The following is a 12,305-nucleotide window of genomic DNA, read 5'->3' on the forward strand; positions in this document are numbered from 1 at the left end:
AAGAATTTCCTGAACTGGTTCATACCGCTATTGCTAAAGCCGGAGGCAATCAAAACAAAGTGATTGTAATTTCTATCCCTGATTATGCTTACACTCCATTTGGTCAAGGCTCCGCATTTATTTCAACCGGGATCAATCAATACAATGCCTTTGCGCAAGACTATTGTGAGAGCAACGGAATCTCATTTGTGACTATAACCGACATCACAAGACTTGGGCTGTTACAACCGGAACTTGTAGCAACGGATGGTTTGCATCCTTCCACGCTGGCGTATGCGCAATTTGTGTCAAGGATATTGCCTTTAGCCAAAGAAAAGTTGGGATTGTAACTCATACATTTTTAACAACTAAGACCTTAAAAGTTAATTTTTATAATAATCAGTAATAATTCATAAATGCTTACTTTAGCAACCTTATTTATTATTACTTCAATAACCACTAGAATATGTTTAAGAAATTTACTTTATTATTGTTCAGCACTTTGCTTTTTGCGCAAAATCAAAACAATCAAGAACGAACTGTTTTTGGTACTTCCTTAAAAAGTATTAACCCTTCAAACGGTACTGTAAGATGTGTTACAGACGAGTACGAACACTTTTTAAAAACGAATAACCCTAACAGAGCTACCACCGAAGCTTTTGAACAATGGATAGCGCCTAAGGTTGCTGAAATCCAAGAGAGATTAATCAGCGGAAGAAATGCTAATATTGTTATTACTGTTCCGGTTGTAGTTCATGTAATTCATAGCGGACAAACGGTAGGTACGGCCCAAAATATCTCAAATGCCAGAGTAATCTCCCAAATTACTGTTTTAAATCAAGATTTCAGAAGACTGTTAAACACTCCCGGATTCAACAATAACCCGGTTGGAGCAGATGTTGAAATTGAGTTTTGTTTGGCCCAAAGAGATCCTGACGGGGCGGCCACGAATGGTATCAATCGCGTAAACTTAGGTAACGTTACTTGGAACGAAAACAATGTGGAAACCATTTTAAAACCTCAAACCCAATGGGATCCCAATCAATATTTTAATATTTGGGTTTGTCAATTTGGCGGCAATTTAAACGGCGTATTAGGGTACGCTCAATTTCCAAGTAATTCAGGTTTGGGCGGACTAAATGTTAATGGTGGAGATGACATTACCGATGGAGTAATTATAGACTATCGCTGTTTTGGTTCATCTGTAGAAGCGCCAAATCAAGGCACCTATTTCAACGGTTACGACCAAGGAAGAACCGCAACTCACGAAATCGGACATTGTTTAGGTTTAAGACATATTTGGGGTGATGGTGGCTCGCAAGTAGCAGGTGTTATTAATTGCACGAATAACAATGATTTTTGTGCGGACACCCCAGCAGCCGGTTGGGAAAATTATGACTGTTTAACAATCTACGATTCTTGTCCTTCTGCGGCAGGAGTTGATATGGTAGAAAACTACATGGATTACACTAACGATGCTTGTATGAATATTTTCACCTTAAATCAAAAAGCTCGAATGTTAGCGGTAATGCAAAATTCCCCCAGAAGAAATACTTTGGGTGCTTCTCTGGGTTGCCAAGCACCGTTAAGTACCCCAAAATTCGGATTAAATCAAATCAAATTGTATCCAAACCCTGCTAATGATTTTGTAATCCTTTCGGTGAATGATGAACTACCGGATTCGTTTACCATTTACAATACTTTAGGACAGCTAATTAAAGAAGTTACCATAGTGTCTGAAGCTGATTTAATAGTTGATACCCAGTCTTTATCACAAGGTGTTTACTTTTTAAAAATTACCAAAGAAAACGCTTCAAGAACGCTTCAATTTGTAAAAGAATAAGTTGACCAAATACCTAAAAAGGCGAGATTACATCTCGCCTTTTTTATTTTTCTAACGCTCCGGAGCCAATTCAATTTCAAGTCCGTCCATTTCTTCTGTGAGGTGAAGCTGACAACCTAAACGACTATTGTCTTTCACATTAAAAGCTTCCCAAAGCATGGCTTCTTCGTCCGGGTTTTTTTCCGGCAACGGCACATCATTTAAAATATAACATTGGCAAGAAGCACACATGGCCATACCACCGCAAATTCCGATGGTACCTTCGGGAGCCAATTCATAGGAACGAACCAATTCCATTATATTCATATTCATGTCGGTTGGCGCTTGCACTTCATGTGTAACGCCGTCACGATCGGTGATTTTAATAGTGATATCCTGCGCCATTATTCAATCGATTTTACTACTGCTTTTTCCGCTTCTTTTCGAGTACCGTCAAAGCCGTCTACTCCCGAAACAGTGGTGTATTTCAGCACATAACGTTTGCCCGGATTTAAGCGATTGTATACACTTTGACACATTAAGGTAGCTTCGTGGAATCCGCACAAAATGAGTTTTAATTTGCCCGGATAGATGTTCACATCACCAATGGCATAAATGCCGTCGATGTTGGTTTGGTAGTCTAGAGCATTATTGACTTTAATCGCATTCTTTTCTATTTCCAATCCCCAATTGGCGATAGACCCTAACTTTGGTGTTAAACCGAAAAGCGGAATAAAATAATCGGTTTCAAGGGTTAGCTCTTCACCGTCTTTGTTAATGGTAATGGCGTTTAAATGGTCTTTTCCGTGTAAGCGAATCACTTCAGCCGGTGTGACCAAGTTGACCAATCCTAACTTTTTATATTCTTGTAATTTTTCCACCGAATCCAAAGCGCCACGGAATTCATTTCTGCGGTGAATTAAGGTCACTTCCGAAGCCACATCGGCTAAAAAGATACTCCAATCCAAAGCAGAATCACCGCCGCCGGCAATTACAATTTTCTTGTTGCGGAACAACTCCGGATCTTTTACAAAATACTCTACCCCTTTTTCTTCGTAAAAAGCAATGTTTTCGATTTCGGGTTTTCTGGGTTCAAAAGTTCCCAATCCACCGGCAATAGCCACGGCTTTAGCATGGTGTTTTGTTCCTTTATTAGTGGTCACGATAAATGTTCCGTCGTCTAACTTATCGATGGTTTCAGCCGTTTCTGCCAAAGTAAATCCGGGTTGAAACTGTTTGATTTGCTCCATCAAATTGGTCACCAAATCGCCCGCCAATACTTCGGGATAACCGGGAATGTCGTAAATAGGTTTCTTGGGATATAATTCGGCCAACTGCCCGCCGGGTTGTGGCAAAGCATCAATGATATGGCATTTTAATTTTAATAATCCGGCTTCGAAAACAGCAAATAAACCTGTTGGTCCGGCTCCGATAATCAGTATATCTGTTTCAATCATTTTTTGAGGTTCTGAGATTCTAAGGTTCTAAGGCGCTAAGGTCTTTAACCTTGAATTTATATTTTATGATTTTTGTCATACCAAGCTATAGTTGCGTTAGGGATTGAAGCAAAGTACCTTGTACTTGCGAAAAGCCCGACCCGCAGGGGAACGCCCAACTCCTAAAAAGCAAATGCGCTTGTTAAGCTATGTTTTCTACGGTTTCTATTTGCGGTGCGTACTTTTTGATGGTGGTTTCCACACCGGCTTTCATGGTACTCACGCTTAAACTGCAAGACGTACATGCGCCTTGAAGACGCACTTTAACGTGTTTTTGGTCTTCTACGGAAACCAAGCTGATATCGCCGCCATCGGAATTCAGAAACGGTCTGATTTCGTTGAGGGCTTTTTCAATGTTGGTAATTAATTCATCGTTTGTCATACTTTTTAATTTGAAAATTGGAGAATTTGAAAATTTGAAAATGAACGGTCATCTTCAAATTTTCAAATCTTCAAATTAATTTATTTTTTCACAGCCGAACAGCCAGCCATAGTAGTTATTTTTATCGCTTCCGTCGGTGGCAAACTTTCATTGCGATTTACCGTTTCCTGTACTATATTTCGGGTGATTGTTTCAAATACATTTTCGATTACCGAAGCGGTTTGCAAGGCTGCGGGACGACCGTAATCACCGGCTTCACGGATGCTTTGTACCAATGGCACTTCGCCTAAAAACGGTACATTTAAATCGGCTGCCAAATTTTTCGCGCCTTCTTTACCGAAGATGTAATATTTGTTGTTAGGCAATTCTTCAGGAGTAAAATACGCCATGTTTTCGATGATACCTAATACCGGAACGTTGATACTGTCGGACAAGAACATAGAAACACCTTTTTTAGCATCGGCCAACGCAACCGCTTGTGGTGTACTTACAACCACTGCGCCTGTGATAGGTAAAGATTGCATAATCGACAAGTGAATATCACCTGTTCCCGGAGGTAAATCGATTAGCATGAAATCGAGTTCGCCCCAAGCGGCGTCGAATATCATTTGGTTTAAAGCCTTAGAAGCCATTGGACCACGCCAAATTACCGCCTGACTTGGAGCGGTAAAAAATCCGATGGAAAGCAATTTGATTTCGTAGCTTTCAATGGGTTTCATTTTCGATTTGCCGTCCACTTCAATAGAAAGCGGTTTTTCGTTTTCCACGTCAAACATGATCGGCATGCTTGGCCCGTAAATATCGGCATCTAAGACACCGACTTTGAAGCCCATTTTGGCCAAAGTCACCGCTAAGTTTGCCGTTACTGTAGATTTTCCTACTCCGCCTTTGCCTGAGGCAACGGCTATAATATTACTGATACCCGGAATGGCTTTGCCTTTTATTTGATTCGGATTTTGCTCGGGCGTTTCCACTTTGATGTTAACTTTCACCACGGCATCCGGTGAAAATTTATCATGGATTAATTTTTTGATATCGTCTTCCGCGCGTTTTTTGATGTGCATGGCCGGCGTGGTAATTACTAAATCTACCACTACCTCGTTACCGAAAGTCAGCACATTTTTTACAGCACCGCTTTCCACCATATTTTTCCCTTCGCCTGCAATGGTAATGGTTTCCAAAGCAGTCAAAATTTCTTTTCTATCCAATTTCATTTTGTATTGCGATTTAAATCTTTCAGTTTCTTTTATTTAAACTGAATTTAGATTGCAAAGATAATAATTCATTATAAACAATTTATTATCAGCAATTTGTGTTACTTTATTTTTTTAGAGTGTAATAATGAGTGTAATTTTTTGATTCAAAACATTATCAGTTACTCACATAATTTTGTGGGACAAAGGTAATAATTATTTAGATTATTTCTTGATAAAGCAATGTTAGAAATCATAACTTTATCTTAAAAAATTCACAACCTCATCAACCTCATTACTGACATATTCAAGGTCACCAATAAACCCCCAATTATGAGGGTTCTTATTAAAATCGGTTTGATGTTTTTTGAGTTTCCTTTTTAATAAGATTAAGTCATTTTCGATCTTAATCATAAGTTGATTATATTTAGTTGAGGTGCTCATATTATTCTGAAATTAGTTTTTTAATTTTTTGAATAGTTCCGCTACTTTTATCAGTTAGTTTCATTGTCTTTCTTACTGAATATCCTTGTTTCAATAATTTTACAACGTCCTTGTGTTCTGTTAATAGAGTTTCTACATCTTTCTTAAATCCCTCTTTTCTACCAACTTTGCCACCATTCTTTCTATAACTCTCATAACCTGATTTAATTCTTTGTCTGATTTGAGTTTTCTCCATCTCACTAACAGAAGTAAGGATTTGAATTAAGAATTGGGACATTGGATTTATTTCACATTTATCATTCAATGTTTCAATATTATGGTTTTTGATATAAAGAGAAATACAATTTTCATTTAGCAACTGAATTGTTTTAAGAACCTCAATAGTATTTCTTCCTAATCTACTTAACTCCCAACAAAGAACTTTATCGATTTTATTAGATTTGTTATAGTTAATCATTTTTATTAGTTCTGGTCGCTCCTCATTTGTTTTTCCTCCAGAAATCTTTTCTTCAAATATATTTAGAACCTCATAATTCATATTTTTTGAGAAATCTAACAATTCCTCTGTTTGTCTTTTGTAATCTTGACTATTTGTTGAAACCCTAGAGTATATAACGACTTTCATATTGTATCATTTTAATATTTTATATTTCGAAGATACAAAAACCGTATCAAACTACCTAACCTTTATTGATTAAAATGATACACTTTGTGGTTTGGTACATTTATAAAATAAAAAATGCCAGTATCGTGAGAACTGGCATTTTAATCTTTTAACAAAAATGTTAAATGTATTTCCATGTCTACGGTGCTCAATGCAGTGTTATAGGCCGCAAGGTTTTCTTCCATTTTTTCTACTTGCTTTTCGTAGTTCTCAACGGTAATGTCGTTGCCCAAATCTAAAGTAGGGTCAATACTTTTTACGCCTGCTACTCTTTTTCTGCCTTTTTCAAGGTCTAAAACTCTGCCTAATTTTCTTCTGGCCATGATTTCTAGATTTTAATGGTTGCACAATAATTATTACAATTGTTAATAATTATTCAAAAAGCATTCCAAGAAGATAATAATTTATAAAAATTATTAAAATTTTAACATATTGTATCTAAAAAGTACTATTTGTAAAGAATATGATAATAACAGACGATGTTTAAGCAAAACTTAATTTTGCTTACTAGTTTTTTAGTTTGGTTCAAGCAAAACTTAGTTTGGCTTACTAGTTTTTTAGTTTTGTTCAAACAAAACTTAGTTTGGCTTTCTAGTTTTTTAGTTTGGTTCAAGCAAAACTTAGTTTGGCTTTCTAGTTTTTTAGTTTTGTTCAAACAAAACTAAATTAGGTTTAATGAATTCGAATTCCTAGTCTACCAATTCTAACTTCATACAAAGCATTATAAAAAACTACTTCTTTTTTGAAATAGCTTTTTTTATAAACTTTAAAATTTATAGATGTTTAATCATTTATTGTTTAACTAATTTTTTACTAAGAACGCCCAAGTTTGTAGCTTTATTTACAAAATAAATACTTGAAGTTAAATTGGGATTTTTAATTTTTTGCAGATGTTGAAGTTGGGTTTAAACTTTCTTTTGATTCATAATCACCTTCAAGTGTCATTCAACTTTTTTGTTTTTGTATGAATCAATTAAGAATCTAATTGTTTTACAGTTCAAATGGGTGTGTCAGGTTTCCCAGCCAAATTTCCCTGATTGGTATTTTATTTAGCACAATAATTGCAAATCATAGCTTAGAGGATATATATAGAAAAAAATCTATTTATATTAATAAAAATCTGCATGATCAACATTTTCTCCTATTGAAAAAGAAATTCCTAAGTTAAAAGTCATATGAAATCCAATTTTTCCAATTTTTCCACCAGATACTATTTCCTCTCCACTATAATAAAAATGTTGTCTCATAGCAATTATATTTGTCCAATCAGTTAAAATAGAAATATGATCGTTTATTCTGAATCTTGGAGATAATCCAAAAGTTACATTAATTTGTCTTTCCCAACCGGGGATGTAACCGATTTGAACTTCCTTAATATAAGAATTGTTATAAGTTATACCTCCCCCAAAATGAGAATATAATGCAACACTCTGATTTGAAATATTATTTAAATCAAAAAAATCTCCCACATTGTAATATGCAGCTAAATTTACTCTATAATGATTGCTGCCTTTATCTTTATAATTAAAAGAATCATAACTAAAATCACCTTTAATACCCCACTTTTGATTGAACATATAGCGAACACCAATATTGATATTTGAAAATGAAGCAAATTGACCACTTCCATCTGAAGATTTGTTGTTTATTGGAATACTATATCCTAAACCAGTTTCGATGGAAACTTTATCATAACCAAAGTTTTGAGAAAATAAATTTATTGAGCAAAAAAGGAATATAAAAAATAACTTATTCATTAAAAAGTAATCTAAAAATTAAAATAAACCTGATAAAATTTGTGTTGTAAAACATAATTATTTAATTTTTATTTATGCTTAAGAGCTTGCAATAATACAAAAAAAAATAAGAAATTTTTGCCTCTTCTACAATTAGCAAAAATGTTTTCAGACATACAAATTTGATGAAAGTCATTTCACACGAACTGTTGAATTCGCTGACGCCGATTCGGTCGCTTTCGCAAAATTTAAACGAATTGGTCCAACAAGAAAGTTTGTCGGCCGAAGATTTGGAAGACATCAAACAAAGCGTAGCCACGATGCACAACCGCAGTAATCACCTGCAGGAATTTGTAGAAAGCTATCGAAAACTCGCCATGTTGCCATCGCCTAAAAAAGAAAAAACAGAGCTATCGGAATTGGTGGAAAGCTGTTTGCAAATCATGCAGCCTTTGTTCAAAAAGGACTCCATTGCTGTGGTCAACCAACTGAACTTTAAACGATGGATTACAGTAGATCGCAATCAAATGGAGCAAGTGCTGATCAATTTGCTAACCAACAGCATGTATGCTTTGGAAGGAAAAGACCGAAGAGAAATCAGCATTAGCGCTGAACTCAAAGAAAAACGTCTTTACATCATGATTAGCGATACCGGCGCCGGCATTGAACCCGAAATTGAAGATAAAATTTTCCTGCCGTTCTTTACCACTCGAAAAGAAGGCGCGGGCATTGGGCTGACTTTATCCAAAAACATCATTGAAGCGCACGGTGGCTATTTGGCTTTTGAAAATGGCGAAAACGGGACGAAATTTACGGTTTGTTTGCTGGAGTAAAATCGCTTACAATCGCTTAACCTCCGGCTGCCAAAAATGCTTTTCAAAATCGACTATTTGATTGTCGATGACTTCTATTCCTTCGTTTTCCAACAATTGTTGCATCAAATTGGTACCGTCGAAATGGTGTTTTCCGGAAAGCACCCCAATGCGATTGACTACGCGGTGTGCCGGAACATCTTGGTGTCCGTGACTGGCATTCATCGCCCAGCCGACCATTCGGGCAGAGCGAGCCGAGCCTAACGCTTTGGCAATAGCGCCATAGGAAGTGACTTTACCTTCGGGAATTTGTCGGACAACATCGTACACTCTTTCGAAGAAATTGTCTTCCATTTTAATCGTAAAGGAGTTTGATTAAAGTTACAATGGCCATAAAAGTGGTTACAGAGCCGATTACAATATTGATATTCTGCATCAGGAATTCGGTCTTTTTTTCAATTTTTTTGAAAGCAACAATATACAAGTAAAAAACACTGAAAGAACCTAAAACCACTCCGCTCACAAAAGTTGAAACCGGTATTTTATCGAAACTGAAATAACCCGAGGCCGCTAAACCCATGCTGGCAAATACATAAAAAGGAATTGGCAGTAAATTGAGCATTGACAGTAACATTCCGAAAAAAAATCGGTTGGACTTGCCTTTGATTTTGGCTTCCGGTTTAATCTTCTTAGGCTTTTTGGCTATCCAGAAAAAATAGATACTCAATCCGGTAAAAATAAAAATGCCTATTTCCTGTAAAGTAGCCACAATTTCTTGGTGTTGGCTAATAAATCGGGCAAATAAAACAGCGATGAAAGTTTGAACAAACACTACTACTGAAGCGCCTACTGCAAAGCTAATCGCTTCGTTTTTACCTTCTTGCAAACTGATTTTGGCCGCTGTCATGTTGATTAAACCCGGAAGAATAACCGCCAAAAAAGCAATGCAAAACCCTAAGACAAGAGGCAAAATAAAGGACATCTATTTGATTTTGAAACGAATATACGTAATTGCTTTGTTGATTTCCAAATATTGTTTTTCATAAAAGGTTTGAATCCCGATTACTTCCTCGGGTGCGCCTTCATTTTTATACACATGATGGTTGGCATACAATACCTCGTGACCTTCGCCATGTAACAATCCTAAAGTATAACCGTGCATGAATTCGCTGTCGGTTTTCAAGTTTACTACACCATCGGGTTTTAAAATTCTTTTGTACAACTTCAAAAACTCGCTATTGGTCATTCGGTGTTTGGTGCGTTTGTATTTGATTTGCGGATCGGGAAACGTAATCCAAATTTCTGAGACTTCGCCATCGGCAAAAATTCCATCAATGAGTTCGATTTGCGTTCTAACAAAAGCTACGTTGTGCATGCCGCTTTCTACTGCCGTTTTAGCACCGCGCCAAAATCGAGCCCCTTTAATATCGATTCCTACAAAGTTTTTATCCGGATATCTTTCGGCTAAACCCACAGAGTATTCGCCTTTACCACAGCCTAATTCGATGATGACAGGATTATCATTTTTAAAAAATTCACTATTCCATTTGCCTTTCAATGCAAATTCGCCACCTACAACTTCTTCCCGCGTTGGTTGGAAAACATTTTGAAAGGTCTCGTTTTCCTTGAATCGCTTTAATTTATTCTTACTGCCCACAGATTTAATTTTTTGGTAAAATTAAGGAAATATAAACTATCCGAAATCTTTTTTACTTTGCAATGTTAAAACCGTAACTTCCCAACTTGAAAACAACTTCTAAAAACATATTGATTGCGCCATTAAATTGGGGTTTGGGTCATGCTACTCGCTGTATTCCGATTATCCGTGAATTACAACGATACGGCTTTACTCCCATTATCGCTTCAGACGGTGTGGCTTTGCAATTATTACAAAAAGAATTTCCTAATCTTCTAACGATAGCATTACCCTCTTATGAGATTGAGTATGCCAAAGATGAAAAAGACTTCAAGTGGAAAATCATCAAAAACAGTCCGAAAATGATTCAGGCGATTTTTGTAGAGAAAAAAAGGGTTAAAGCTTTGGTAAAAGAATACGATTTAAAAGGCATTATTTCCGACAATCGTTTGGGTGTTTACAGCAAAAAAGTGCCGAGTGTATTTATGACACATCAACTGAATGTGTTATCGGGAAAAACCACCTGGATTTCGAGTAAGTTGCATCGGTTTTTCATAGCAAAATTTACGGAATGTTGGATACCCGATCACAAAGAACTGCCTACTCTTACGGGCAAATTAGGCCATTTGGAAAGCAGCTCTTTAAATCTGAAATACCTTGGTCCATTAAGTCGTTTGACCAAAAAAGAGTTGCCAACTAGATATGATTTGATGGTTATTTTATCCGGACCGGAACCACAACGAACAATGTTAGAAGAAAAACTCATTGAAGAACTTCAAAAATACAACGGGAAAATAATTTTTATCAAAGGGAAAGTAGCACCGGAACAAAAAATGGAAATCCAAAACCACATTACTTATTATAATTTCATGACTTCGGATGAGATTGAAACCGCTTTTAACGAGAGTAGATTAGTGCTCAGTCGTTCAGGCTATACAACGGTAATGGATTTGGCCAAATTAGAGAAGAAAGCATTTTTTATTCCAACGCCAGGACAGTTTGAACAAGAATATTTAGCCAAAAGATTTAAGAGAATTGGCATGGCGCCATTTGCCAAGCAAAACGAATTTAAATCGGAAAAATTACTGGAAATCGATTTGTACAAAGGTTTTCCTAAAACCAATGAAACAGTGAATTGGAAACAGTTATTTATACTTTTCCATGGTGAATGAGAATTCAGAGCCTGAACCAAACTCACTCTCAACATAAATTTTCTCTCCATGTGCTTCGATGATGTGTTTGACTATAGACAATCCCAAGCCTGAACCGCCTTCACTGCGCGCACCACTTTTGTCTACTCTGAAGAAACGCTCAAAAATTCTGGAAAGGTTGTGTTTTTCAATCCCTTCGCCGTTGTCGCGCACACGAACAATAAGTTTGTTGTTAACCAAATCTTCGATAGTAACTTCCGTAGTTCCGTTCTCTTTACCGTATTTGATGGAATTCATGATTAAGTTGGTCAACACTTGCTGGATTTTTTCTTTATCCCCAAAAACTTTGATAGGCTTACTATACTTTCGATCAAACATGAGAATGATGTTCTTTTTATCGGCTTTCATTTCCAATAAATCGAACACGTTTTGGATGAGTTCGACCATATTAAATTTAGAAAGCTCCAAGTTCAAATCGCCCATTTCGAGTTTGGAAATCATGTCTAAATCTTCCACGATATAAATGAGTCGCTCTACGCCTTTTTCAGCTCTTTCCAAATACTTTTTGCGAACATTTTTATCGTTCATTGCGCCGTCTAACAAAGTAGAAAGATAGCCTTGCACCGTAAACAAAGGTGTTTTTAATTCGTGCGAGACATTCCCTAAAAACTCCCGACGGTATTCTTCACGCACTTTGAGCGTTTCGATTTCCATCTTTTTATCCATTGCAAATTTTTTCACTTGCTTGGTTAACGTAGCCATATCGGTAGTAATAGGTTGGTTTCGGAAAGAAGTCGATTCGAGTAATGAAACGTCATCGTAGATTTTTTTTACCCTTCGATAAATAAAATGCTCGACGCGATACTGTATAACGAAGAAAGAAAAGGTCGCCATTGACAAGGCAAAAACCAAAAGAATAGCCAAAGAGAATTCGTGAAAAAACCAAAGTAAAATACCAAGAAAACCGGTGGAGAAAAGGGTAATATACGT

The 12,305-nt window shown here is 36.5% G+C and carries 14 protein-coding genes and 1 pseudogene; 4 read left to right on the forward strand and 11 right to left on the reverse strand.

Features of this window, described 5'->3' with window-relative positions:
• Together ACIQ32_RS09395 and ACIQ32_RS09400 are read left to right on the forward strand one after the other, a co-directional pair.
• A pseudogene (locus ACIQ32_RS09395) lies at positions 1 to 329 on the forward strand (SGNH/GDSL hydrolase family protein); the annotation flags it as partial.
• A 116-nt stretch (positions 330 to 445) separates the two neighbouring features.
• Positions 446 to 1,822, forward strand: coding sequence for a T9SS type A sorting domain-containing protein (locus ACIQ32_RS09400; RefSeq protein WP_396195433.1), 1,377 nt, complete (start codon positions 446 to 448; stop codon positions 1,820 to 1,822).
• Positions 1,823 to 1,873: 51 nt separating this feature from the next.
• On the opposite strand, the gene ACIQ32_RS09405 is transcribed toward ACIQ32_RS09400, so the two are convergent.
• The 7 genes from ACIQ32_RS09405 to ACIQ32_RS09435 all read right to left on the reverse strand — a co-directional run bounded on the left by ACIQ32_RS09405 (position 1,874) and on the right by ACIQ32_RS09435 (position 7,737).
• Entirely contained in the window at positions 1,874 to 2,206 is a 333-nt protein-coding gene (locus ACIQ32_RS09405) for a ferredoxin (protein ID WP_396195434.1), read from the reverse strand.
• On the reverse strand, positions 2,206 to 3,258 hold the full coding sequence (locus ACIQ32_RS09410) for an NAD(P)/FAD-dependent oxidoreductase (RefSeq protein WP_396195435.1): 1,053 nt from the start codon (positions 3,256 to 3,258) through the stop codon (positions 2,206 to 2,208). The genes ACIQ32_RS09405 and ACIQ32_RS09410 overlap by 1 nt, the downstream gene beginning before the upstream one ends.
• A 181-nt stretch (positions 3,259 to 3,439) precedes the next feature.
• A complete protein-coding gene (locus ACIQ32_RS09415) occupies positions 3,440 to 3,679 on the reverse strand; it encodes a NifU family protein (protein ID WP_396195436.1) in 240 nt (79 codons plus the stop codon).
• An 80-nt stretch (positions 3,680 to 3,759) separates the two neighbouring features.
• Positions 3,760 to 4,893: a P-loop NTPase gene (locus ACIQ32_RS09420; RefSeq protein WP_396195437.1), complete on the reverse strand. Its 1,134-nt coding sequence runs from the start codon at positions 4,891 to 4,893 to the stop codon at positions 3,760 to 3,762.
• A gap of 424 nt (positions 4,894 to 5,317) precedes the next feature.
• Positions 5,318 to 5,941: a recombinase family protein gene (locus ACIQ32_RS09425; RefSeq protein WP_396195438.1), complete on the reverse strand. Its 624-nt coding sequence runs from the start codon at positions 5,939 to 5,941 to the stop codon at positions 5,318 to 5,320.
• Positions 5,942 to 6,081: 140 nt separating this feature from the next.
• Positions 6,082 to 6,303: a hypothetical protein gene (locus ACIQ32_RS09430; protein WP_396195439.1), complete on the reverse strand. Its 222-nt coding sequence runs from the start codon at positions 6,301 to 6,303 to the stop codon at positions 6,082 to 6,084.
• Between the two features lie 786 nt (positions 6,304 to 7,089).
• Entirely contained in the window at positions 7,090 to 7,737 is a 648-nt protein-coding gene (locus tag ACIQ32_RS09435) for a hypothetical protein (RefSeq protein WP_396195440.1), read from the reverse strand.
• Between the two features lie 164 nt (positions 7,738 to 7,901).
• Between ACIQ32_RS09435 and ACIQ32_RS09440 the strand changes: the two genes are divergently transcribed.
• Positions 7,902 to 8,549, forward strand: a complete 648-nt coding sequence (locus ACIQ32_RS09440; RefSeq protein WP_396195441.1) for a sensor histidine kinase — start codon at positions 7,902 to 7,904, stop codon at positions 8,547 to 8,549.
• A 6-nt stretch (positions 8,550 to 8,555) separates the two neighbouring features.
• Here ACIQ32_RS09440 and ACIQ32_RS09445 read toward each other — a convergent pair whose 3' ends face one another.
• The 3 genes from ACIQ32_RS09445 to trmB are packed head-to-tail and all read right to left on the reverse strand — an operon-like array spanning position 8,556 to position 10,185.
• Complete coding sequence (locus ACIQ32_RS09445; RefSeq protein ID WP_396195442.1) at positions 8,556 to 8,882, reverse strand: MGMT family protein; 327 nt, start codon at positions 8,880 to 8,882, stop codon at positions 8,556 to 8,558.
• A gap of 1 nt (position 8,883) precedes the next feature.
• Entirely contained in the window at positions 8,884 to 9,510 is a 627-nt protein-coding gene (locus ACIQ32_RS09450) for a LysE family transporter (RefSeq protein WP_396195443.1), read from the reverse strand.
• On the reverse strand, positions 9,511 to 10,185 hold the full coding sequence (gene trmB / locus ACIQ32_RS09455) for a tRNA (guanosine(46)-N7)-methyltransferase TrmB (RefSeq protein WP_396195444.1): 675 nt from the start codon (positions 10,183 to 10,185) through the stop codon (positions 9,511 to 9,513).
• 86 nt (positions 10,186 to 10,271) lie between these two features.
• On the opposite strand from trmB, the gene ACIQ32_RS09460 reads away from it, so the two are divergent.
• Complete coding sequence (locus tag ACIQ32_RS09460) at positions 10,272 to 11,336, forward strand: glycosyltransferase (protein WP_396195445.1); 1,065 nt, start codon at positions 10,272 to 10,274, stop codon at positions 11,334 to 11,336.
• Here the strand turns inward: ACIQ32_RS09460 and ACIQ32_RS09465 are convergent.
• On the reverse strand, positions 11,310 to 12,305 hold a 996-nt coding region (locus ACIQ32_RS09465; RefSeq protein WP_396195446.1), incomplete at its 5' end, for a sensor histidine kinase. The genes ACIQ32_RS09460 and ACIQ32_RS09465 overlap by 27 nt on opposite strands.

Origin of the sequence: Flavobacterium sp. (assembly GCF_044373165.1) — a bacterium.
Lineage (GTDB): Bacteria > Bacteroidota > Bacteroidia > Flavobacteriales > Flavobacteriaceae > Flavobacterium.